This window comes from Streptomyces uncialis (genome assembly GCF_001905345.1).
Taxonomy (GTDB): Bacteria; Actinomycetota; Actinomycetes; order Streptomycetales; family Streptomycetaceae; genus Streptomyces; species Streptomyces uncialis.
On sequence record NZ_LFBV01000005.1, the window covers coordinates 187,033 to 208,850 of the forward strand.

Below are 21,818 nucleotides of genomic sequence, written 5' to 3' on the forward strand. Positions count from 1 at the left end.
TACCGCGCTGCTCGGGTGCGGTGCCGGACGGGACGGCACGGGTGGGGCCGGGCCGGGGGCCGGGCGGGTCCGGCCGTCGTGGGCCCAGAGTGGTCACGGGCCGGATGGTCGGCGGGCGGGCAGGTCATGGGCCAGGGCAGGTCATGGGGCAGGGCCGGGCCGGTCATGGGCTCAGGACAACAGGAAGTCGGCCTCGCCCTCCTTCGCGCCCTGGATGAACGCCCGGATCTCGCCACGCGTGTAGATGAGGGCGGGCCCGTCCGGATCGGCGGACTGACGCATGGCGATCCTGCCGTCGGCCAGCTTCATGGCCTCGACGCAGTTCCCGCCGTTGCCTCCGCTCCAGGGCTTGTGCCAGCCCTCGGTGCCGAGTTCCCGCGCGGGCATGCCGTTGTATATCCCCGGTCGGTCCATTCATAGCTCCTTGCGGAGATCCCGCAGGATCTCCTTCGTGCGATGTGCCGTAGCGGCCTGTGCCGCCATGCGGTCCATGACCTCAAGGTGCTTGGCCACCTCGGAGCGCGCGTCGAGGTAGACGGCACCGGTCAGGTACTCGCTGTAGACCATGTCGGGGAGTTCCGGCATGGCGAAGCGGAACAGCACGAAGGGCCCGTAGGTACCGGGATGCGGACCCGAGTCGAACCGGGCGATCTGCAAGGTGACGTTCGGCAGCTTCGTGCATTCCAGCAGCTTGTCGATCTGGCCGCGCATCACCTCGGGGCCGCCGGCCGGGCGGCGCAGGGCCGTCTCGTCCATCACGACCCACAGCCGTGGCGCGTTCTCCCGGGTGAGGAGGTCCTGACGCTGCATCCGCAGCGCCACATGTCCGTCGATGTCCTCGGGACGGGTCTGACCGACGGCCCCGGAGCGCAGAACGGCGCGTGCGTAGTCCTCCGTCTGGAGCAGTCCGGGCACGAAGTGCGGCTCGTACGCCCGGATGAGTACGGCCGCGCCCTCCAGGCTGACGTACAACATGGAGAACCAGCCCGGGAGGATGTCGTGGAAGCGCTGCCACCAGCCGGGACGGTTCGCCTCCTCCGCCAGGAGCACGAAGGTGTCGGTCTCCTCGTCGGAGACGCCGTACGTCTTCAGCAGCAGCTGGACGTACGGGATCTTCAGCGCGACCTCGGCCATCTCCATCCGGCGGACGGTCGCGGGAGCGACGCGGAGGACCTTGGCGGCCTCCTCGCGTTTCAGTCCCGCGCGTTCACGCAGGTCCTGGAGGCGGCGCCCGAGCACGACCTGCCCGACGGTCGGCGCGGACCGCGGTTCGCTCACGTCCACCTCCGGAGAGTCACCGATGATCAGGCAGCACAGAACGGCGGACCCAACTGGGGCCGCTTCGCGTGCTGTTGCGAGCAGTGTGCCATGTGTCCCCGGCCAGGCACACTGCACTCTGCAATTTTCAGAGTGACACTTGCCAAGTGTTCACGACGGGGAGATAGTGGCAAACGTGATTCCGTCCGCGCCGTTAGGAACAGAGGCCGCCGAAATGGGTATCGGTGCCGAGGCAGCCGGGGCGTCTCCTGGCGAAGCCGCCAGGCGCCGCTTCCGCTTCGAATTGGCCGCACATCCGGGTTCTCCCGCTCAGGCCCGGCGCCTCACGCGTGCCCGACTGACCGGTTGGGCCGTATGTGAGGACACATGTGACGCGGCGGATCTTGTGGTGTCCGAACTGGTCACCAACGCCATCGTGCACACCGCTTCCACCTTGATCGTCTGCGAGCTGCACGACGACACCGAGAAGGTGCGGATAGCGGTCAGCGACGAGGGATGCGCTCCGGGCGAGCCGCGGCCCTCGCCGCAGCGCCCGGAGGAGGAGCACGGCAGAGGCCTGCTGCTCGTCGCGGCGGTGTCCAGTGCCTGGGGCGCGCAGGAGACAGGTCCGGGTCTGCTGGTCTGGGCGGATCTGCCGAGGGCCGCGGGCACGGCCAGGCCGGCCGTGGCGGACGCGTTCCGCGGAACGGGGGCCGAATGGCTGTGATGACCGCGCGGTCACTGAGCCTCGGCACCCTGGTGTCGATGGAGCGCCGCCGTTCCGCCCACGGACGTGGCCGCTGCCCGACGCGGCGGCTGACCCTGCCGAAGGACATGGACGTGCCCCTGGGCTGGGACACGGTGTCCGTGCCCGCCCCCTACGCCCGACGGGTGATCACCCGCCTGCCCCGGATCGGCTGTGTCTACGCCGACAGGGACCGCTGGTGGTGGATCGTCCCCTCGGACTCGGACGTGGCACTGGACTGGCCCGCCCCGGCGCGCTACACCACCGGGGCCGTACTACCGGACGAGGACCGCCCACCAGGGCTGATCCACCGACCGGACGCGGCGGTTCCGTACACGCCTCCTATACCGCTCTATCTGGCTCTATGCCGCGTCACAGGGACGACACCGAACTGGTCGCGTCCCGTGACAGCCTGACCGGCGACCCTGGGGGTGTCGCTCGGTCACCCGGTCCGACCGGCGGCCCGTGGGGGTGCCGCCGGTCGGACCACTCTTCGTTTCACTCGATCCGGTGAATGGTCCGGCCCTCCCCCGACTTCCGAGCCATCCCTCCCCCGGTTCCGCCCCGCGGCTCTTCGCCGTCCCGCTCGCGCTTGATCTTCTCGGCGCGGTTCTTCCCGCGGCGCCCCGGGCCCGGTCCTCCCGGTCCCGGCTGTGGCCCCGTCGGCCACCGTCCCGGCGTTCAGTCGTCGTAGTCGTCGTGATGACGGAGCCAGCCCTTGCCGTCCCGCACCCGCCGTACCAGCGCCCGGCCGCGGGGTTCCTCCCACTCCTCCTGACGCCCCAGAGCCGTCAGGTCCAGGAGACTCGTCGTGGAACCGAGACCGTCGAGACCCCGGTCGAAGGTCGAGTACGTGTGGAACAGCCGCTCGCCGTGGCGCAGGAAGCAGCTCACCCCCGCCCGCTCGACCGGGCGGTCGCCCGCGGGCACGGTGGCGCCGAAGTCGGCGTTGAAGTCGCAGACGTACGACGAGTACCACGGCAGCGTCCAGCCCATCCGCGCCTTGAACGGCAGCAGCTTCGTGAACGGCGCCCGCGACACGGCGGCGAAGGCGGTGCCCCGGGCGCGCAGATGGGCCAGGTTCCCGATCTGGTCGAGGAACCCGGAGCAGCCCGCGCACCCGGTGTCCTGCTCCGGCCCGAACATGAAGTGGTACACGACGAGTTGTTCGCGGTCCTCGAAGAGGTCCCGCAGGGCCACCTTCCCGTCGGGGCCCTCGAAGACGTACTCCGTGACGACCTCGACCATGGGCAGGGCGCGCCGGCGGGCGTTGAGCCCGTCCCTCGCGCGGGTGACGGCCTTCTCCTCGACCAGCAGGGATTCACGCGCGGCCACCCACTGGGCACGCGTGACGATCTGCGGGAGCGACATGGTTCCTCCTCCGAACGGCCGGTGGTTGTGCGGGGTGGACCGGCCGGAGGAACGGAACTCATCGGCGGGGGCGAAGAATGTCGCGGGCGGTTTGGGTGACCCGCCGTCAGACGGCTCCCGCGACCCTCCGCATAGGGGGCAGCCGAACCACGAACCGAGGACATGGGGACGGCGCACCGGGACGCGGGGACGGCTCACCCGGGGCCACGAGGGCGGCGCGGACCGGCATCCAGGCGCCCCCCGCGCACAACGGAACGCCCCTCCGTACGCGTGGGCGCCCGCTTTCGACACCGTGCGCCGGAAGGGCGTTTGGCGAGCGGTCAGCCTCCGGTGGGAGCGGACGCCCGGGTGACCAGGTCACCGGGGTCGGTGTTGGCGCCGCACAGCACCACGCACACCCGCTCGCCGTCCCCCACGGGGTACGCCCCGGTGCGCACGGCGGCGTACGCGGTGGCCGCCGCGTGCTCGACCGCCAGCCGCCGGTCGTCCCACAGCAGTCGGCGCGCGGCGACGATCTCCTCGTCGGGGACCAGGACCGGGACGCAGTCCGCGAGTCCGGCCCAGCGGACCGCTTCCCGGGAGACCTGACGGGCGCCGAGGGAGTCGGCGGCGACGGAGTCGACGGTCACGTCGACAGGGTGCCCGGCCGCGATCGCCGCGTGCAGGGCACGGGAGTTCTCGGGCTCCACGGCGACGACCCGGACGCCGTGCGCGTGCGCCGCGGCGGCGACACCGCTGAACAGCCCGCCCCCGCCGACGGCGACGACGACGGTGTCCAGCTCGGGCAGCGCGGCGTGGATCTCCTCCATCAGGGTGCCCGCCCCGGCGGCGATGTACGGATTGTCGTACGCGTGGGACAGCAGCGCCCCGGTGCGGGCGGCGAAGTCGCGGGAGGCCTCGAAGGCCTCCGCGTACTCCTTGCCCACGAGGTGCACGGTGGCGCCGAGGGAACGCAGCCGGGCGACCTTCACCTCGGGCGCGGTCTCGGGCAGGAACACGGTCGCGGGCACCGAGCAGCGGTCGGCCGCCCACGCGCACGCGAGCCCCGCGTTGCCGCCGGAGGCGATCACCACTCCGGCGGAGGGCATGGTGCCCGCCGCCAGATGGGCGGTGGTGAAGTTGATCGCGCCCCGTGCCTTGAACGAGCCCGTGTGCTGGGTGAACTCGTACGCGAGATGGAGGCCCTCGACGATGTCGTCGGGGGCGACGGTGACCGGGCGGGTGTGCCCGGCCGTCCGCCCGGTCGCGGCCCGCACATCGGCGTGGTCGATCGTTTCGTGGTCACCGGTCATGAGGTCGATGGTATGTGCAGCCGGTCGGGTCGAGAGGCACGGGTCGGCGGCCCCGGCTCGCGGATCACGCACCTCGTCTCACGGACCATGGAGCGCCCGCCGCGGGTTCCCGGACCGCCGGTCACGGCCCGCGTTTGTCCGGTCACCGGAAAACCCGATGCGGGAACCGGGCAGGACATCGCATGATCGGACACATCGGCTTCCGACCCCTGACCTGGGCGGAAGCCGTACGAACGACAGATCCCACCGAGGAGCCCCATGATCCGCCGCCTCACCGTCCCGTCCCTCTTCACCCCGCCCACCTACTCGCACGCCTCCATCGTCGAGGCCGGCACCCGGCTGGCGTTCCTCGCCGGGTCCGTACCGCTGGACCCGGCGGGGGAACTGGTCGGAGCGGGCGATCCCGTCCGGCAGGCCGAGCAGGTCGTCGCGAACCTCACCGAGCAGGTGAAGGCGGTCGGCGGTGTCCTGGAGGACGTGGCGTACACCGATGTGTACGTGGTCACCGATTCCCCGGACGTCCTCACCGAGGTCTGGGAGGTCGTCCAGGCGAGCGGTCTGAGCCAGGGCCCGCACTCCTCGACGATCATGGGTGTGACCTGTCTCGGCTACGAGGGCCAGCTCGTGGAGATCACGGCGACGGTCGCGGTGGCCGGCGACTGACCTCCAGGGCGCGGCGTGTGCCGACCGGACCGGGGGACCCGGCTCGGCACGCGGCGTGCCCAGCGCCCCCGCGTTCGGCAGGACGGAAGGCCAGCCCGTCCGCGGTCGGTTACCCCTTCCGTAGCCGCGCGGCTCGCGGCGCGGCCGGTCGGCTCACGACCCGCTGCCGCTCAGCTCGCGACCGACGCCACATCAGCTCACGGCCACCGGCACGTCAGCTCACGACCGCGCCCACGGCCACGAACCCGCAGATCAGCACCGCGAGAATCGCGAGCAGCGGCCAGACGAACCGCAGATAGCGGTTGTACCCGACCTTCGCGAGGGCCACCCCGCCGATGGTGACCGCGGTGGTGGGCACCCACAGGTTCATCCAGCCGCTGGCCGCCGCCCACGCGGTGACGACGACGGCGCGGGACACCCCGGCGAAGTCGGCGAGCGGCGCCAGGATCGGCATGGCCAGCGTCGCGTGCCCGGAGCTGGAGGGGATCAGGAACGCCAGCGGCAGATCCACCAGGAAGACGATCACCGCGAAGAGTCCCGACGAGGTGCCCGCCACGATGCCCTCGATGGAGTGCAGCACGGTGTCGGTGATCTGCGAGTTGTTCATGATCACGGTGACCCCGCGGGCGAGGACGATGACCAGCGCCGGGGAGATGAAGTCGGCCGCGCCCTGGACGACGGTCGCGCTGAGGGCCGGTTCCCCCATCCGGGCGACGATCCCGACGAGCACCGCGGCCACCAGGAACAGCGCCGCCAGTTCCGGGAAGGACCAGCCGAGCTCCCAGCCGTACGGGGTCGCGTCGGCGCGGCCGGTCAGCGCGCTGGACCAGGGCACCACGGAGAAGATCATGAACGAGAAGATCAGACACGTCAGTACCAGGACCGTCCGGTGCAGCCGCGTCAGTTCCGGGGCCGGTCCGCCGTCGTCCCCGGTGGCGATCTGTTCGCGGTCGCCCGGCAGGAACCCCGACAGCGACCGGCCGGGGTCCCCCAGCACCCGTCGCGCGTACCGGACGACGTAACCGATGGTCACCGCCGTGAGGACCACCCACATCACGAACCGGAGCACGATGCCGTCCCCCAGGGAGATCCCGGCGGCGGACGAGGCGACCCCGGTCGAGAACGGGTTGACGGTGGAGCACAGCACCCCGACCCCGGCGCCGAGGATGATCGTGCCGACAGCGGTCATCCGGTCGTAGCCGAGGGCGAGCATCAGCGGCACGATCAGCCCGTAGAAGCCGAGCGTCTCCTCGGCGAACCCCTCGACCGTGCCGAGCACCGAGAAGACGAGCATGATGCCCGCGATCAGCAGCGACCCGCGGCTGCGCAGCCGGTGCGCGAGCCGCTCGATACCGCGTTCCAGCGCGCCCGTGGCGAAGACGACGGTGATGAACGCGCCGATCGCGAGGATGAAGAGGAACACCCCGGCGCTGCCGTACAGCTCTCCGCTGAAAGTCGGGCCGACCTGCCCGGACCCGGGGTCGAGGATGCCGTAGAGGCCGTTCACCGGGGCGAGGAACAGATCGTTCAGCCGGTCGGTGAGGCTTTGCGATGTGTCGACGCGATGGTAGGTGCCCTGGACCGGGGCTCCGTCGTCGTCCCGGTCGTAGGTCCCGGGCGGGACGAGGAAGGCGAGGGCCCAGACCCCCAGCGTGACGAGGACGAGCACGGTGAGCGCGCTGGGGAACACGAACCGGCGGCCGGGTTCCCCGGTGGGTTCCCGGACCGGGGTGTCCGTACCGCTGCCGCTCACCCGGGAGCCCCGTCGGCCCCGGCGGTGACTTCGGCCCGCATGAGCGCTCTCCCTCCGGCCTCGCCCGCCGGATGCGCTCCGGCCGGGACGCCGGTCCGCCGGGCGACCGGCTGCCAGGATTCCCGGCGGGACACGGGGACGCATCCGGGGTGGGCCGCTCGGGCGGATATCGCGCGGCGTCCACGGCGGGGCAGGCTCTAGGGTCGTGTCATGGCTCCTGACGCGGTGGTGGACGTGATGACGGCGGGTGGACCGGCCGACCGGGTGGACCGGACAGGCTCCGCCGACCCGACGGACCCGGTGGACGGGGACGATTCGGACGGCTTCCACGGGGAAGAGGACATCGCCGACGGGGACGGGGCGGACGCGGCCGACGCCGTGGGCAGCGGACCGGCCGGGCGTACGGTCGCCCCCGACCCCTCGCAGGGCAGTGTGCGGGTGGACGTCTGGATCTGGTCGGTCCGGCTCGTCAAGAGCCGTTCCCTCGCGGCGGCGGCGTGCCGGGGCGGCCATGTCCGGGTGAACGGGGAACGGGTGAAACCGGCCTACGCGCTCCGGGTCGGGGACGAGGTCCGGCTGAAGCACGCCGGGCACGAGCGGGTGGTCGTCGTGAAGCGGATCATCCGCAAACGGGTAGGCGCCCCGGCGGCGGTCGAGTGCTTTCTCGACAACAGCCCGCCGCCCCCGCCCCGGGAGGCGGTCGCCCCGGCCGGTGTACGGGACCGGGGTGCCGGACGGCCCACCAAGCGGGACCGCCGGGAGATGGATCGGCTCCGGGAGGCCGGGGGCGTGGGCATCACCCGGGGACCCGCGGAGCCGGACGGCTTCGCGGCGGCGGCCGGTTCCGCCGGGGCGGCGGAGCGCGGGGACCGGGCCTCCCGGGCCCGTACCTCCCGGCGCGGCGACACCACGCGCGACAGCGGTGACGGCCGCGACAACCGCCGCGACCGTCGCCGCTGACCCCACGGCGGTACGCGCCGGGTGCCGCCCCACCCGGAGCCACCCGGAACCCCCGGTACGTGACGGGGGCCCGGCGCTGGAGCAGCCGGGTACGTGGCGCGGGGGCCCGGCGGTGGGGTGTCCGATACGTGACGGGAAGCTCGGCGGCGGGGTGGCGCGTACGTGACGAGGAGCTCGACGGTGGAATGGTTGATACGTGCAGGGGCCCGGCGTGGAGTGGCTTGGGGCCCGACCGGTCTCAGGCGGTGGGGACGGCCCGCACCCAGGTCCCGTCGTCCGTGAGGTACCGGTCCACCCTCAGCCCGGACTCCGCCAGAGCCGCCTCGAACGCCTCCCGGGTGAGGGCGCGGCTCAGGAATCTCTGCCGCCACACGGTGTCGGGGAACACATACTCCGCCCGCATCAGATCCACCCCGTCCCCCGCGGGCTCGGAGCTCATCCGTACGGTGAAACCGGCCGGGTCGACCCGCTCGTACGGCAGCCGGGCCCGCTGGTCCAGGGGCTCCCGCTGGATGATCACACAGCCGTCGTCACCGATATGGCGACGGCAGGTGTCGAGCAGTCCCCGGCGTACTCCTTCGTCCCCGGCGTGGACCAGGAACGACGTCAGTGTCACCGCGTCGAACAGCTCTCCCAGCTCCAGGCTCTCGATGGGGCTGCGGACCGTACGCGCGCCGCGGACCCGCTCCAGCATCTCCGCGGACTCGTCGACGGCGGTCACGGTGAAGCCGCGCTCCACCAGGGGTCCGGTCATCCGCCCTACCCCGCAGCCGAGTTCCAGCAGCCGGGCCGCCTCCGGTACCGCCGCGGCGATGATGTCGGGCTCGCCGTAGAGCGGCAGCCGCGCGTACACCTCCACCGAGCAGCCGTCCGGAGTGATCGCCCCGGGTCCTGATCCGTCGTATCCCTCACGCATCCAAAGGCTCATACCGGCCCAACGAACCAGCCCGTCACGGCGGTTCCCGGTCCGTACGAGCGGAACGCGTCAACCTCCCACGCTCAGACGGGCAGTGACCCGGCGCCGTCCCGCAGCGGGAACCAGCCCCGCCCGAAGTGCCAGTGCCCCCCGGACCGCAGATGGTCGCCGATCGCCCGCTCCATCGTCGTCCGCCGCGGCAGCTCGGACAGCGGTACCACCTCACCGAAGACGAAACGGATCGGACCCTCGTCGTCCGGTTCCGGATCGAGGGGGGCGGGTCTGAACCGCCGCTGGAACGCGACGATGTTGGAATCGGCCGGCAGATACGCCCTGAGCTGCGGGTCCAGCAGCCAGGAGGCGCACATGGCGACCTGGTGGTCCTCCTGCGGATAGTGGCGCGGGAAGAAGGCGCGGGCCAGCTCCAGCGACCGCTCGACCGCGTCGGGCGACAGTGGTCCGAGGAAGTCGGGGATGTGCAGATCCAGGGCGGGGGCGTCGGGCCCCGGAGCCGCACCGGCCGCCGTCACCAGGGGCGCGAGCTTCTCCGTGAGCACCGTGCGCTGGAACTGGAGCCGCCCCAGCTGGTACAGCTCGCCTCTGAAGTGCAGCGAGGGCCAACGGGGCGTCGACAGTCCCGTACGGCCGTGCTGTCCGCGGTGGAGGGCGATCTGCCGGCCTAGATCGGCGAGGGTGCGCCGGGACACCTCCGGGTCGACGCCGTGGCGCCGGTGATGGGCCAGGGCGTGCGGCAGCGCCGCCAGGTACACGAAGACCGGGAAGCACCGGCCCAGCGGATCGTCGACCGGTGGGGTGCCGGGCCCGATGGCCGCACCGGGCTCGTCGGGCCGGTGGAGCAGCCCGCTCAGCGCGCGGTCCAGCAGCCATCGCCACTGCGGTTCCCGATCGAAACGACGGCGCAGGGCGACCAGCTCGTTGACCGACTCGTGCGGCACCGCGAGGTCCAGCAGGATCTCCGGCAGCTCCCCGGCCTCCGGCAGCACGGCCGTCAGCCGTGCGACCTCCGGCCGCTCCAGCTCCGCCAGCCAGCGCGCGCCCCACTCGTCCGCGCGCACCGCCTCCACCACCGGGCCGCCCCCGTCCTCGGCTCCCATGATCGTCCCCCGTCCGACGGTCCCCGTTGTCGCACTGGGAACGCGCCACGGCCAGCGGAAGTGCCCGGCCGGTGTGCCGGGCGTCCGTCGCCCGGGTGCCCGCCGCGCCGGGAACAGAGGTACGTTGCAGTCAGGAGTGATGAGCGTGATGCGTACGGGCAGTGAACCGATGACCGCGCGCAGTCCCCTGCGTATGCGGTTCTGGCTGAGCCTGTGGGGGATGATCTGGGCGGTCGCCGGGACGGTGGCCTTCGTCCTGATCGGTCATCCCGGCTGGGCGGCGGCCTGCGCCACCCTGTGGCTGATCACCGTCGTCGACATGGTCGTGGTGGTCCGGCACATCCGCCAGGGCCCGCACTTCCAGCCCGGCCGGGACGTCCCGCCCTACCAGCCGCCGTCGGACCGCTGACGCGCCCGGTGCCGGTCGGGACCGGGGCCCGGTCAGTCGTCGAAGTGGGCCGCGGCCAGGTAATCGGGGTTGGGATCCAGCGCGGCGGCGAGCCGGAAGTGCCGTACGGCCTGCTCGGGGCGGCCGGCCCGCTCATAGGTGCGGGCCAGCGCGAAGTGCGCGAAGGCGTTGTCCGGCTCCCGCTCCAGCACGATCGTGAACTCCAGCTCCGCGGGCCTCAGCTGGGCCGCGGCGAAGAAGGCACGCGCGCGCAGCAACCGGGCCGCGGTGTTCTCCGGGTGGGCGGCGATGACCGGGTCGAGGAGCTTCACGGCTCCCCGGGGGTCACGCGCGGCCAGGAGGTGTTCGGCGGCGCGGAAGTCGATGACAAGAGTTTCCGGCGTACGTCGGGTTGATCCGCTGCGCTCGGGCACGACCCATTCCTTCCCCTCGCTCCCCGCTTCAACGCCCCTCACGCGCGGGCATATTCCCGGCGGCCGGTCCGCGCCGGGGTGCGCGGGCACACCGGCCGGGGCGGGCCCCGGCGGTCAGCCGGACTTCATGGTGGCACGCCGCAGGAGTTCGGCCCAGACCTCCGTCACACGCGCGCTCAGCTCGCCGCGGGGTACGTCGTTGTCGATCACGATGTCGGCGATGGCCAGCCGCTGGGCGCGGGTGGCCTGCGCGGCCATCCGCGCGCGGGCGTCCGCCTCGGTCATGCCGCGCAGCCGTACCAGCCGGTCGAGCTGGGTGGCGGGGCTCGTGTCCACCACGATCACCAGGTCGTACCGGTCCTGGAGGCCGTTCTCCGTGAGGAGCGGGACATCCTGCACCACGACCGCGTCGTCGGGGGCGGCGGCCTTCAGCTCCGCGGAGCGGGCACCGACCAGGGGGTGCACGATGCCGTTGAGGACGGCGAGCCGGTCGGCGTCGGCGAAGACGATCGCGCCCAGGGCGGGGCGGTCCAGCGAACCGTCCTCGGAGAGCACCTGCTCGCCGAAGGCGTCGACGATGGCGGCCAGCCCGGGGGTTCCCGGCTCGACCACTTCCCGGGCGATCCGGTCCGCGTCGACAAGGACCGCGCCGTGCTCCACGAGCAGCCGCGACACCTCGCTCTTCCCGGCGCCGATACCCCCGGTCAGGCCCACAGTCAGCATGCCCGCAGCTTAGGCCCTGCCCCTGGACGCCCGACGGCCACCCCGCGCGCGGGGTGGCCGTGAGGAGGGTTGCCGGGCGGGGTCAGCCTTCGCCCTCGCGTTCCGCGAGGAAGCGCTCGAACTCCAGGCCGATCTCGTCGGCGGAGGGGATGTCGGTGGGTTCCGCGAGCATGTTGCCGCGGCTCTCGGCGCCGGCCGCCGCGTCGTACTGGTGCTCCAGCCCCTGGACGAGGGCGACCAGTTCCTCGTCGCCCTCCCGGATCTGCCGGTCGATCTCGTTCTGGGTGCGGTGCGCCTCGGTGCGCAGGGAGTGCGCGATGCTCGGCAGGACCAGGCCGGTCGCGGAGGTGATGGCTTCGAGGACGGTGAGGGCCGCGTCCGGGTACGGGGAGCGGGCGATGTAGTGCGGGACGTGCGCGGCGACCCCGAGGACGTCGTGGCCCGCTTCCATGAGGCGGTACTCGACCAGGGACTCGGCGCTGCCGGGCACCTGTGCCTCGTCGAAGGGGCTGCGGTGGCCGGGCACCAGGTCGGTGCGGCTGCCGTGCGGGGTGAGGCCCACGGGCCGGGTGTGCGGGACGCCCATGGGGATGCCGTGGAAGTTCACCGCGAGGCGTACACCGAGCCGTTCGACGATCTGCTGGACGGCGGCGGCGAAGCGCTCCCACTCGATGTCCGGTTCGGGGCCGGACAGCAGCAGGAAGGGCGCGCCGGTGGTGTCCTGCACCAGACGCACCTCCAGAGAGGGCACCTCGTAGGCGGTCCAGCGGTCACGCCGGAACGTCAACAGGGGGCGCCGTGCGCGGTAGTCCACCAGTCGGTCGTGGTCGAAACGGGCGACGACCTGGTGAGGCAGCGACTCCAGCAGCCGTTCGACGATCTGGTCACCGGCTTCCCCCGCGTCGATGTATCCGTCGAAGTGGTACAGCATCACCAGTCCGGCGGACTCCTGGGCGAGCGCCACATCGACGACGGCCAGGCCCTTCGGTTCCCAAGCGTACAAACCCTGCGGATCAAGCACAGCCGCTCCTCCTCGTGTCCCTCAGTCAGAACACGCTGCGGAGCGGAGGCATTCCCCGTCCGGCCGGTCGGCACCCGCTCGCTCATCCGTCCGCCCGGACACTCCTGGGTGGCATACCGGCCGGTCCGCACCCGCGACGGTGCCGACGGGCACGCGCGCGTAGTGGTTGTCCCCGGCGGGCGGCGGTGGAAACAGCGTCGGGCCCGCACCCCGGAGGGTGCGGGCCCGACAACATCAGCGACTAGCGCCTGGGATCAAGCGTCAGCTCTGGCCACCGGCCAGCTTCTCGCGAAGCGCGGCGAGCGCCTCGTCCGAAGCCAGGGCACCGGAGTTGTCCGCGGACTCCGAGGAGTACGAACCGCCGCCACCGCCACCGCTGCCACCGGACGCGGCCGGAGCAGCGGCACTGTCGCCACCCTCGGCAGCGGCCTGCGCGTCGGCCTCGCGGGACTTGATGACCTGGGCTTGGTGCTGCTCGAAGCGGGACTGCGCCTCGGCGTACTGGCGCTCCCACTCCTCGCGCTGCTTCTCGTACCCGTCGAGCCAGTCGTTGGTCTCGGGGTCGAAGCCCTCGGGGTAGATGTAGTTCCCCTGGTCGTCGTACGACGCGGCCATGCCGTAGAGCGTCGGGTCGAACTCGACCGAGGCCGGGTCGGCGCCGAAGGACTCGTTGGCCTGCTTCAGCGAGAGGCTGATGCGGCGGCGCTCAAGGTCGATGTCGATGACCTTGACGAAGATCTCGTCGTTGACCTGGACGACCTGCTCCGGGATCTCCACGTGGCGCTCGGCCAGCTCGGAGATGTGGACCAGGCCCTCGATGCCCTCGTCCACGCGGACGAACGCACCGAACGGAACGAGCTTGGTGACCTTGCCGGGGACGACCTGACCGATCTGGTGCGTCCGGGCGAACTGCTGCCACGGGTCTTCCTGCGTCGCCTTGAGCGACAGGGAGACACGCTCGCGGTCCATGTCCACGTCGAGAACCTCGACGGTGACTTCCTGACCGACCTCGACAACCTCGGAGGGGTGGTCGATGTGCTTCCAGGAGAGCTCGGAGACGTGGACGAGTCCGTCGACGCCACCCAGGTCCACGAAGGCACCGAAGTTGACGATCGAGGACACGACGCCCGAACGGACCTGGCCCTTCTGGAGGGTGGTGAGGAACGTCTGGCGGACCTCGGACTGCGTCTGCTCCAGCCAGGCACGGCGGGACAGGACCACGTTGTTGCGGTTCTTGTCCAGCTCGATGATCTTGGCTTCGAGCTCCTTGCCGACGTACGGCTGGAGGTCGCGGACACGGCGCATCTCGACCAGGGAGGCCGGGAGGAAGCCACGGAGGCCGATGTCGAGGATGAGACCACCCTTGACGACCTCGATGACGGTACCGGTGACGATGCCGTCCTCTTCCTTGATCTTCTCGATGGTGCCCCAGGCACGTTCGTACTGGGCACGCTTCTTCGAGAGGATCAGGCGGCCTTCCTTGTCCTCCTTCTGAAGGACAAGGGCTTCGATCTCGTCACCGACGGCGACGACCTCATTGGGGTCGACGTCGTGCTTGATCGAGAGCTCGCGGCTCGGGATGACACCTTCGGTCTTATAACCGATGTCGAGCAGGACCTCGTCCCGGTCGACCTTCACGATGACGCCGTCGACGATGTCGCCGTCGTTGAAGTACTTGATCGTCTCGTCGATCGCGGCGAGGAAGGCTTCCTCGTTACCGATGTCGTTGACCGCTACCTGCGGGGTGGTTGCGGTGGTCTCGGTGCTGCTCGTCATGTGGGAAAGGGCTCCGGTACGGACATTGAAGTCGTAGGTACTGCTACGCCGGGAGCCGTTGTCGCTCTGAAGAAGCCGGACAGCCTGAAAGGCACGCCCCCGCTTCCCCGAAGGGACCCGGAAACACACCTCAAGAACCGAAAGGACATACAACAGACGCGAGCGCAGCCTGCTCTGTCTGAGGAGCGCAGGCTCGCAGCGCAACTTGTAGCATACGGGGGCAGCCGGACAGGGTCAATGCGCGAAGACGCACACCCGGGGCGGATCGCCGCATACCCGGCACAAGAACTGATCCGTGAGGCCGCGGCAGCCGTACCGCGCCTCATGTCGACGCGGCCGGAACGCGGGCCCCCACGGCGGTTGGACGGAAGAGTACGACGAGGGAGCCGATCATCCAAGAGTCCGAACAGCCCGAACCGGAAGCCACCCGGCGTACCGTCTCGGGCACGGAGAGCAGCCGCGCGAACCGCGGCTGGTGGGACAGCAACGCCGACGAGTACCAGAGCGATCACGGCGCGTTCCTCGGGGACGACCGCTTCGTCTGGGGCCCCGAGGGACTGGACGAGGCGGACGCGCGGCTGCTGGCCCCGGCGGCCGGTCTCAAGGACCGGCGGGTGCTGGAGATCGGCGCGGGGGCCGCCCAGTGCTCACGCTGGCTGGCCGCCCAGGGGGCACTGCCGGTGGCGCTGGACCTCTCGCACCGGCAGCTCCAGCACGCGCTGCGGATCGGCGGCGACGGCGTGGCGCTGGTGGAGGCCGACGCGGGGACCCTGCCGTTCCGCGACGGCTCGTTCGACCTGGCGTGCTCGGCGTACGGGGCACTGCCGTTCGTCGCGGACCCGGTGGCGGTGCTGCGGGAGGTGCGCCGGGTGCTGCGGCCCGGCGGCCGTTTCGTGTTCTCGGTGACCCACCCGATCCGGTGGTCCTTCCCCGACGAGCCGGGCCCGGAGGGGTTGTCGGTATCGGCGTCCTACTTCGACCGCACGCCGTACGTGGAGCAGGACGAGGACGGCGACGCCGTGTACGTCGAGCACCACCGGACGGTCGGCGACCGGGTACGGGACGTGGTGGCCGGCGGATTCCGGCTGGTGGACCTGGTGGAACCGGAGTGGCCGCTGTGGAACCGGGAGGAGTGGGGCGGCTGGTCCCCGCTGCGGGGACATCTGATCCCCGGCACGGCGATCTTCGTGTGCGACCGGGACGACTGAGCCCCGGGAATCCGGCGGAGCCCGCCCGTCGCACGGCCGCCCGACCTGGTGGGATCGGCGTAAGTCATACGATCCGTTGATCCTGCCGTGCCTGTGGACAACCGCGCACACCGATTTCGCCGAGGCACCACACTGGCCGCATGATCCGAACCGACGCACTCGACCGTCTCCCGGTACGCGACGCCGTTCCCGCGCTGATGTCGGCCCTGGACAGCGAGGGCACGGCGGTGCTGTGCGCACCGCCCGGGACCGGTAAGACGACCCTGGTGCCGCTGGCGCTCGCCGGGCTGGTCGGCGGCGGCCCGGCCCGGCGGGTCGTCGTCGCGGAGCCCCGGCGGATCGCGGCGCGGGCCGCCGCCCGGCGGATGGCCTGGCTGCTCGGCGAGAAGGTCGGGGAGAGCGTCGGATTCACGGTGCGCGGGGAGCGGTCCGTCGGACCGCGCACCCGGGTCGAGGTCGTGACGACGGGCGTACTGCTCCAGCGTCTCCAGCGGGACCAGGAGGTGTCGGGGGTGGACACCGTGGTGCTCGACGAGTGCCATGAGCGGCATCTGGACGCCGACACCACGGCGGCGTTCCTGCTGGACGTACGGGGGGCGCTGCGCCCCGATCTGCGCCTGGTGGCCGCGTCGGCGACGACCGACGCGAGCGGCTGGGCGCGGCTGCTGGGCGGGGCGCCGGTGATCGAGGCGGCGGGGACGTCGTATCCGGTGGACGTGGTGTGGGCGCCGCCGTCGCGGGTGGTGCGTCCGCCGCAGGGCACCCGGGTCGATCCGGTGCTGCTGACCCATGTGGCGTCGGTGGTGCGGCGTGCCCTCACGGAGCGGGAGGGCGACGTGCTGTGCTTCCTGCCCGGGGTGGGGGAGATCGCGCGGGTGGCGGGCCAGTTGGCGGGGACGGAGGGGGTGGAGATCCTCCAGGTCCACGGGCGGGCACCGGCCGCCGTGCAGGACGCGGTGCTGGCGGGCGGATCCGGACGGCGGGTGGTCCTCACGACCTCGGTGGCGGAGTCCAGTCTGACGGTGCCGGGCGTACGGGTCGTGGTGGATTCCGGGCTCGCGCGCGAGCCGAGGATGGACCACGCGCGAGGTCTGGGTTCGCTCACGACGGTGCGGGCGTCGCGCGCGACCGGCCGGCAGCGGGCGGGCCGGGCCGGGCGGCAGGCGCCGGGCGCGGTGTACCGCTGCTGGACCGCGGCGGAGCACGAGCGGTTGCCGGGGTTCCCGGCGCCGGAGATCAAGGTCGCCGATCTGACGGCGTTCGCGTTGCAGGCCGCCGTGTGGGGTGATCCGCAGGCCACGGGTCTGGCGCTGCTGGACGCCCCGCCGGGCGGGGCGATGGCGGCGGCCCGGTCGGTGCTGACCGCGATCGGCGCGGTCCACACGGATTCGGGGCGGGTGACCGACCGGGGGCTGCGGATGGCAAGGCTGGGGCTGCATCCCCGGCTGGGGCGGGCACTGCTGGACGGCGCGGCGGAGCTCGGCGCGCGCCGGGCGGCCGAGGTGGTCGCGCTGCTGAGCGAGGAGCCGCCCCGGGACTACGGGGACGATCTGACGGCGGCGTGGCGGGAGGCCCGGCGCGGCGTCGACGGGTACGGCGCGCGCTGGCGCCAGGAGGTGCGCAGACTCACCGCGGCGGTGGGTGACGCGGAGGCCGGGCCGTCCGGCCGGGGCGGGTCAGGGGGCGCAGGTCGGCCGCGTTCGTCCGGCCGGGGCGGAGAGGGTGACGCGGGGCTCGCGCACTCGACGGGACCGGTCGGGGAGGGTGACGCGGGGCCGGGGCGTTCGTCCGGCCCCGCGGGCGGGGTGGGCGACGGACAGGCGGTGCGCTGGTCGGGTCAAGGCGGGGCGGGTGACGGGGGGCCGGGGCGTGGGGGTGACGCGGCGGACGCCGCCGGGGGGCTGGTGGTGGCGCTGGCGTTTCCCGAGCGGCTGGCCCGGGAGCGGGCCGAGGGCGACTACCGGATGGTGTCGGGGACACGCGCGGAGCTGGGCGGCGCTTCGGCTCTGCGGGGGGTGCCGTGGTTGGCGGTGGCGGTCGCGGACCGGCCCGCGGGGGCGGGGCACGCGCGGGTGCGGCTCGCCGCGGTCGTCGACGAGGACATCGCCCGGCGGGCGGCGGGGTCACTGCACGGTGAGGGCGAGGAGGTGGCCTGGACCGACGGGGACCTGGTGGCCCGCCGGGTGGAGCGGCTCGGCGCGGTGGAGCTGGTGGTCCGTCCGCTGGCCCGACCGGCTCCCGCGCTGGTGCGGGAGGCACTGGTGGAGGGCTTGCGGCGGGAGGGGCTGGGTCTGCTGCGGTGGGACCGGGACGCGATGGGGCTGCGGGAGCGGCTGGCGTTCCTGCACCGCACGGTGGGCGGGGGCTGGCCGGACGTGTCGGACGAGGCGTTGACCGCGCGTGCCCACGAGTGGCTGGAGCCCGAGCTGGGGCGTGCCCGGGGGCGGGCGCATCTCGCGCGGATCGACGCCGGCCGGGCGCTGACCCGGCTGCTGCCGTGGGCGAGCGGGGAGGCGGCCAGGTTGGACTCGTTGGCGCCGGAGCGCATCCAGGTGCCCAGCGGGTCGCGGGTCCGGGTGGACTACTCGGACGCGGAACGGCCGGTGCTGGCGGTGAAGTTGCAGGAGATGTTCGGTCTGGCGAGGACTCCGGAGGTGGCGGGGGTACCCGTGCTGGTGCATCTGCTCTCGCCCGCCGGGCGCCCCGCGGCGGTCACCGGGGATCTGGCGTCGTTCTGGGCGGAGGGCTATCGCGCCGTGCGGGCGGAGCTGCGGGGCCGCTATCCGAAGCATCCGTGGCCCGAGGACCCCACCGCGGCACCACCCACCCGGCACACGAGCGCGCGGGCACGGGGCCGGGACGCCGCCGGGCCCCGGGGTTGACCGGAGGCGGGGCATTGCCGGAGCTGAGGTTGAGCGGAGGCAGGGCACCGCCGGGTCCGGGGTGTGCCCCGGAGTGAGCGCGACTGCCCCGGGGCGGGCGCGACTGCCCCGGGGTGAGCGCGGCTGCCCCGGGGTGAGCGCGGCTGGCTGAGGGCGGGCGACTGGCGGGGGCGCGGTCCGGGGGACGGTGCGGGGTGCGGACGGCGGCGCCCCCGGGTCCGTGGTGCCGGTGGACGCGGGGGCGGGCGGGAGGTGTGCCGTGGGTCAAGTTGCCGGAGGGGCCGCGACCTTCAGTTCGACGGTGAGGGTGGCGCCCCCGGTGGTGGTGACACGCAGCAGGAACGTACCGGTGGTCTCGTCGGCGTGGAGCTTCGGCAGTTGGAGCACGCCGTCCTTGTCGGTGACGAGGGCGGTGAGTTCGCGGACCGGCTTGCCGTCGGCGTCCTTGAAGTGGGGGCCCTTGTCGTTGACGGCGGGGTCGGCGGCGGCCTTGACCAGGGTGGCCGTGGCGGCGACGCGACCGGCGGCGGCGCCCTTGCGGGTGGCCTTGAGGACGACGGCGTCGGCGAACTCGCCGCCGGGCGAGCAGACGAGTTCCTTGTCGCCGACGCGTACCAGGGCGTCGGCCTGACGGGCGGTGACGGTCGCCTTGACCTCGGCGGCCGCGACCGCGCGTCCGACGACGACGGCGCGGACCGTGAAGCCACCCGCCTTCTCCCCCGCGAGGAGCGCGGGCGCGGTGGCGACACCGGCGCTGTCGGTCACCACCGTGGCGACGCTCTCGCCGCCGGGGAAGGCGGTGTCGGTGTCACCGGCGACGGTGAACCGCACTCGCACCTTCGCGACCGGGTCCCCCGCCGAGGTCTCGGCCCGCACCTTCACAGGACGGGGGAAGGACTCGCCGGCCGTCGCGGTGATCGTGGCGCCGCCCGCGTTCTCCAGCCGGGCGACGGTGTCGGTCGGGGTGGGCGTCGTCGTCGGCGGGCTGGTCGGGGGCTTGGTGGGCGGAGTGGTCGGTGGTGTGGTGGGAGGCGTGGTGGGCCCGCCGCTGCCCGGCGGCTTGGTGGGCGGGGTGGTCGGACCGGGCGACGGGCTGCCGCCGGGGACCGAGGGACCGGGCGATGTCCCGGGCCCGGAGCCGGGCCGCTCGGGGTCCTGGGTGGAGCCGGCGCCGGGGCGGGTGCCGGGCCGGTCGGGCGCGGAGGAGCCGGGGCGGGGCGTCTCTGAGGCGGGAGAAGGCGTGCGGTCGGGGGTGCGATCGCTGCGGTCCGCCGGCAGGGTGCCCGTGCCGTCGGGGATCTCGTGGCTGCCCTTGCGGTAGTACTCCAGCCACGACAGCACGGTGTTCACGTACTCGGTGGACCGGTTGTAGCTGAGGATGGCCGCACGCAGCTCGTCGGCGGCGGACAGATCGCGGCCGCCCGCGCAGAGATAGCGCCCGGCGGCGAGGGTGGCGTCGTAGATGTTGTTGGGGTCACGCTTGCCGTCGCCGTTGGCGTCGGCGCCCCATCCGTCGCCGGTCGGGCCGCCCTCGCCCCAGGTGGACGGGATGAACTGCATCGGGCCGACGGCCCGGTCATGGGTGGCGTCACCGTCGAAGGCACCGTTGTCGGTGTCGCTGATGTTCGCGAAGCCGTTGCCGTCGAGCACCGGGCCGAGGATCGGCGTGGTCGTCGTCCCGTTCCCGTCGACGCGTCCGCCCCGGGCGTGACCGGACTCGACCTTGCCTATCGCCGCGAGCAGTTCCCAGGGCAGGTTGCACTCCGGCTGGGACAGCCTCATGGACGCCTCGGCCTGCTTGTAGGCGTCGAGGACGGTCGCCGGGATGCCCGCCTCGGAGCCGCCCCGACTGATCGGGTCACCGATCGTGGGCGGTACCGTGGGGCTCTTCAGCGGCGGGAGTTCGGTGTAGTAGGGCGAGTCGCCGGTGGCGGAATGATCACCGTCGTCCGGTCCTGGCGCACTGTCGGAGGTCTGCAACCCGGACGCCGGGTCGGTGACCCCCTGCGCTCCGGGGGCGCCCGAGGCGGACAACGCCGCCACCACGACCGCCGCAACAGCGGTGGTCGCCGCTCCCTTGCGCAGCCTCCGGCCGATGTACGCCGCCATTCCCGGCTCCCCTTCTCATCGGTGACCAGATGCGGAGCGCACCGTCCCGCGCACGCTCCGACGCTGGCGACCCTACGGCAACTTGCTTTGCCTGGGCACCCGTTCGCGCCCGGTTTGGGGCGGTTCGTTCACCGGTGGGGGTAAGCGAATACGTGAAGTCGGACGCTGAGTGGGACATACGCCGGAACAGTTCGGCGGGAGTCACCGGCATACGGGTTGTCAGATGTGCGGGGCGCATGCGGGTGCCGTGTATGCGCTGTGTGTGCGGGACGGGTGCCGTGCGGGTGCCCTGCGGCGCCTTCGTCAGTCCCCGGCAGCCGACGGCGGAGCGGCCGTCGGGCCCGAGGTGGGCGTCCCACCGGACGCGCGGCGCGTGACCGGACCGGCCGCGCCCCGGGTGCGGCGCACGAACGCCGCCCGTCGTCGGGCGGCCGCCCGCAGCAGCTCACGCGGCCCGCCGCCCGACCGCTCACGGCGGACACTCGCCTGCGGACAGCGAGGACCCGCCGGGGATCGCGACGCCCGCAGCCGGGCCGACCACGAGAGCGCCGCCCCGGCGCCCTTGGACACCGGGGCGGCGGGGTCCCGCTCCTGACCGGCGCGGCGCAGGGCGGCGGACCGCACGCGCTCGGCGGCGGTGCCGAGGGCGGATATCGGCCCGAGGACCGCCGCCGTCACGGTGGCGGCGCCGGCCGTGAGGCTCGCGCGGAGGTGGAGGCCCATGGACGGCATCCTCCCGGTGCGGGGGCGGAGGGGCCCGGGGAGCAGTCCAAGCGGGTGACTCCGTCGGTCTTGCGGAAGCCCGATTCCTCCGGCACCGGCACGTCCCCGTCCCCGGCTCCGTCCCCGGCTCCGTCCCCGGGTCGTCCGTACCGGGCCCGGCCCGGCCCTGGTTCCCGCTGCGCGTGTCTGTTGGGTCTCCCCTCGCACCTTGGTGTTCGTGCCTGGGGATCACCGGTGGGCGTCTTCGCGGCTGTGCGGGTCGGACGTGGGTGCGCGGTTCCTCGCGCACCTTGGGTCACGGCCAGTCGCCGCTGTTGTCTCCGTGCGGGTCGGACGTGGGGCGCAGTTCCCCGCGCCCCTGAAGGGGCACGGCCGGTCGCCGCACCTTGTTCCCGTGCGGGTCGGACGTGGGTGCGCGGTTCCTCGCGCCCCTTGGGTCACGGCCGGTCGCCGCACCTTGTTCCCGTGCGGGTCGGACGTGG

The 21,818-nt window shown here is 72.8% G+C and carries 19 protein-coding genes and 1 pseudogene; 7 read left to right on the plus strand and 13 right to left on the minus strand.

The window, feature by feature from the left end:
• Nucleotides 1–171: 171 nt before the first annotated feature.
• Together AB852_RS21125 and AB852_RS21130 are read right to left on the minus strand one after the other, a co-directional pair.
• Nucleotides 172–414: a DUF397 domain-containing protein gene (locus tag AB852_RS21125; RefSeq protein ID WP_073790879.1), complete on the minus strand. Its 243-nt coding sequence runs from the start codon at nucleotides 412–414 to the stop codon at nucleotides 172–174.
• Complete coding sequence (locus AB852_RS21130; RefSeq protein WP_073790881.1) at nucleotides 415–1,278, minus strand: helix-turn-helix domain-containing protein; 864 nt, start codon at nucleotides 1,276–1,278, stop codon at nucleotides 415–417.
• Between the two features lie 166 nt (nucleotides 1,279–1,444).
• Here AB852_RS21130 and AB852_RS21135 point away from each other — a divergent pair.
• Nucleotides 1,445–1,936: pseudogene (locus AB852_RS21135) on the plus strand (ATP-binding protein); the annotation flags it as partial.
• 38 nt (nucleotides 1,937–1,974) lie between these two features.
• A complete protein-coding gene (locus tag AB852_RS21140) occupies nucleotides 1,975–2,418 on the plus strand; it encodes a hypothetical protein (protein ID WP_073790885.1) in 444 nt (147 codons plus the stop codon).
• 265 nt (nucleotides 2,419–2,683) lie between these two features.
• On the opposite strand, the gene AB852_RS21145 is transcribed toward AB852_RS21140, so the two are convergent.
• A complete protein-coding gene (locus AB852_RS21145; RefSeq protein ID WP_073790887.1) occupies nucleotides 2,684–3,373 on the minus strand; it encodes a DUF899 domain-containing protein in 690 nt (229 codons plus the stop codon).
• 320 nt (nucleotides 3,374–3,693) lie between these two features.
• Nucleotides 3,694–4,665 carry a serine/threonine dehydratase gene (locus AB852_RS21150; protein ID WP_073790889.1) on the minus strand — a complete coding sequence of 324 codons (972 nt, stop codon included), beginning with the start codon at nucleotides 4,663–4,665 and terminating at the stop codon, nucleotides 3,694–3,696.
• A gap of 258 nt (nucleotides 4,666–4,923) precedes the next feature.
• On the opposite strand from AB852_RS21150, the gene AB852_RS21155 reads away from it, so the two are divergent.
• Nucleotides 4,924–5,328, plus strand: a complete 405-nt coding sequence (locus AB852_RS21155) for a RidA family protein (protein ID WP_073790891.1) — start codon at nucleotides 4,924–4,926, stop codon at nucleotides 5,326–5,328.
• A gap of 214 nt (nucleotides 5,329–5,542) precedes the next feature.
• Here AB852_RS21155 and AB852_RS21160 read toward each other — a convergent pair whose 3' ends face one another.
• Entirely contained in the window at nucleotides 5,543–7,081 is a 1,539-nt protein-coding gene (locus tag AB852_RS21160; RefSeq protein ID WP_073790893.1) for a YfcC family protein, read from the minus strand.
• A 210-nt stretch (nucleotides 7,082–7,291) separates the two neighbouring features.
• On the opposite strand from AB852_RS21160, the gene AB852_RS37940 reads away from it, so the two are divergent.
• Entirely contained in the window at nucleotides 7,292–8,041 is a 750-nt protein-coding gene (locus tag AB852_RS37940; protein WP_245876861.1) for an RNA-binding S4 domain-containing protein, read from the plus strand.
• 238 nt (nucleotides 8,042–8,279) lie between these two features.
• On the opposite strand, the gene AB852_RS21170 is transcribed toward AB852_RS37940, so the two are convergent.
• Together AB852_RS21170 and AB852_RS21175 are read right to left on the minus strand one after the other, a co-directional pair.
• Nucleotides 8,280–8,957 (minus strand): class I SAM-dependent methyltransferase, encoded by a 678-nt coding sequence (locus AB852_RS21170; RefSeq protein WP_073790895.1) that lies wholly within the window; start codon nucleotides 8,955–8,957, stop codon nucleotides 8,280–8,282.
• A gap of 83 nt (nucleotides 8,958–9,040) precedes the next feature.
• Nucleotides 9,041–9,961 (minus strand): acyltransferase domain-containing protein, encoded by a 921-nt coding sequence (locus tag AB852_RS21175; RefSeq protein WP_073791654.1) that lies wholly within the window; start codon nucleotides 9,959–9,961, stop codon nucleotides 9,041–9,043.
• Between the two features lie 259 nt (nucleotides 9,962–10,220).
• Between AB852_RS21175 and AB852_RS21180 the strand changes: the two genes are divergently transcribed.
• Nucleotides 10,221–10,481, plus strand: coding sequence for a DUF6343 family protein (locus AB852_RS21180; protein WP_073791656.1), 261 nt, complete (start codon nucleotides 10,221–10,223; stop codon nucleotides 10,479–10,481).
• Between the two features lie 32 nt (nucleotides 10,482–10,513).
• Here AB852_RS21180 and AB852_RS21185 read toward each other — a convergent pair whose 3' ends face one another.
• The 4 genes from AB852_RS21185 to rpsA form a co-directional block, all read right to left on the minus strand.
• On the minus strand, nucleotides 10,514–10,894 hold the full coding sequence (locus tag AB852_RS21185; protein WP_073790897.1) for a tetratricopeptide repeat protein: 381 nt from the start codon (nucleotides 10,892–10,894) through the stop codon (nucleotides 10,514–10,516).
• Nucleotides 10,895–11,008: 114 nt separating this feature from the next.
• On the minus strand, nucleotides 11,009–11,617 hold the full coding sequence (coaE, locus tag AB852_RS21190) for a dephospho-CoA kinase (RefSeq protein ID WP_073790899.1): 609 nt from the start codon (nucleotides 11,615–11,617) through the stop codon (nucleotides 11,009–11,011).
• Nucleotides 11,618–11,699: 82 nt separating this feature from the next.
• Nucleotides 11,700–12,638 (minus strand): PAC2 family protein, encoded by a 939-nt coding sequence (locus AB852_RS21195; protein ID WP_073790901.1) that lies wholly within the window; start codon nucleotides 12,636–12,638, stop codon nucleotides 11,700–11,702.
• A gap of 261 nt (nucleotides 12,639–12,899) precedes the next feature.
• Nucleotides 12,900–14,414 (minus strand): 30S ribosomal protein S1, encoded by a 1,515-nt coding sequence (gene rpsA, locus AB852_RS21200; protein WP_073790903.1) that lies wholly within the window; start codon nucleotides 14,412–14,414, stop codon nucleotides 12,900–12,902.
• 389 nt (nucleotides 14,415–14,803) lie between these two features.
• Here rpsA and AB852_RS21205 point away from each other — a divergent pair, with 389 nt between their 5' ends.
• On the plus strand, nucleotides 14,804–15,622 hold the full coding sequence (locus AB852_RS21205) for a class I SAM-dependent methyltransferase (RefSeq protein WP_073790906.1): 819 nt from the start codon (nucleotides 14,804–14,806) through the stop codon (nucleotides 15,620–15,622).
• Nucleotides 15,623–15,762: 140 nt separating this feature from the next.
• Nucleotides 15,763–18,504, plus strand: a complete 2,742-nt coding sequence (locus AB852_RS21210) for an ATP-dependent RNA helicase (protein ID WP_073790908.1) — start codon at nucleotides 15,763–15,765, stop codon at nucleotides 18,502–18,504.
• A gap of 264 nt (nucleotides 18,505–18,768) precedes the next feature.
• On the opposite strand, the gene AB852_RS21215 is transcribed toward AB852_RS21210, so the two are convergent.
• Together AB852_RS21215 and AB852_RS21220 are read right to left on the minus strand one after the other, a co-directional pair.
• Nucleotides 18,769–20,613, minus strand: a complete 1,845-nt coding sequence (locus AB852_RS21215; protein WP_073790911.1) for a lytic transglycosylase domain-containing protein — start codon at nucleotides 20,611–20,613, stop codon at nucleotides 18,769–18,771.
• A gap of 303 nt (nucleotides 20,614–20,916) precedes the next feature.
• Complete coding sequence (locus AB852_RS21220) at nucleotides 20,917–21,336, minus strand: hypothetical protein (protein WP_073790913.1); 420 nt, start codon at nucleotides 21,334–21,336, stop codon at nucleotides 20,917–20,919.
• Between the last annotated feature and the right edge of the window lie 482 nt (nucleotides 21,337–21,818).

What these genes read in the sequence shown, in the direction of transcription:
- AB852_RS21140 (WP_073790885.1), top strand. Translation starts at nt 1,975, where the DNA reads ATGGCTGTGATGACCGCGCGGTCACTGAGCCTCGGCACCCTGGTGTCG.
- rpsA (WP_073790903.1), bottom strand. Translation starts at nt 14,414, where the DNA reads ATGACGAGCAGCACCGAGACCACCGCAACCACCCCGCAGGTAGCGGTC.
- AB852_RS21210 (WP_073790908.1), top strand. Translation starts at nt 15,763, where the DNA reads ATGATCCGAACCGACGCACTCGACCGTCTCCCGGTACGCGACGCCGTT.
- AB852_RS21150 (WP_073790889.1), bottom strand. Translation starts at nt 4,665, where the DNA reads ATGACCGGTGACCACGAAACGATCGACCACGCCGATGTGCGGGCCGCG.
- AB852_RS21180 (WP_073791656.1), top strand. Translation starts at nt 10,221, where the DNA reads ATGCGTACGGGCAGTGAACCGATGACCGCGCGCAGTCCCCTGCGTATG.
- coaE (WP_073790899.1), bottom strand. Translation starts at nt 11,617, where the DNA reads ATGCTGACTGTGGGCCTGACCGGGGGTATCGGCGCCGGGAAGAGCGAG.
- AB852_RS21220 (WP_073790913.1), bottom strand. Translation starts at nt 21,336, where the DNA reads ATGGGCCTCCACCTCCGCGCGAGCCTCACGGCCGGCGCCGCCACCGTG.
- AB852_RS21215 (WP_073790911.1), bottom strand. Translation starts at nt 20,613, where the DNA reads ATGGCGGCGTACATCGGCCGGAGGCTGCGCAAGGGAGCGGCGACCACC.
- AB852_RS21125 (WP_073790879.1), bottom strand. Translation starts at nt 414, where the DNA reads ATGGACCGACCGGGGATATACAACGGCATGCCCGCGCGGGAACTCGGC.
- AB852_RS37940 (WP_245876861.1), top strand. Translation starts at nt 7,292, where the DNA reads ATGGCTCCTGACGCGGTGGTGGACGTGATGACGGCGGGTGGACCGGCC.
- AB852_RS21170 (WP_073790895.1), bottom strand. Translation starts at nt 8,957, where the DNA reads ATGCGTGAGGGATACGACGGATCAGGACCCGGGGCGATCACTCCGGAC.
- AB852_RS21145 (WP_073790887.1), bottom strand. Translation starts at nt 3,373, where the DNA reads ATGTCGCTCCCGCAGATCGTCACGCGTGCCCAGTGGGTGGCCGCGCGT.
- AB852_RS21155 (WP_073790891.1), top strand. Translation starts at nt 4,924, where the DNA reads ATGATCCGCCGCCTCACCGTCCCGTCCCTCTTCACCCCGCCCACCTAC.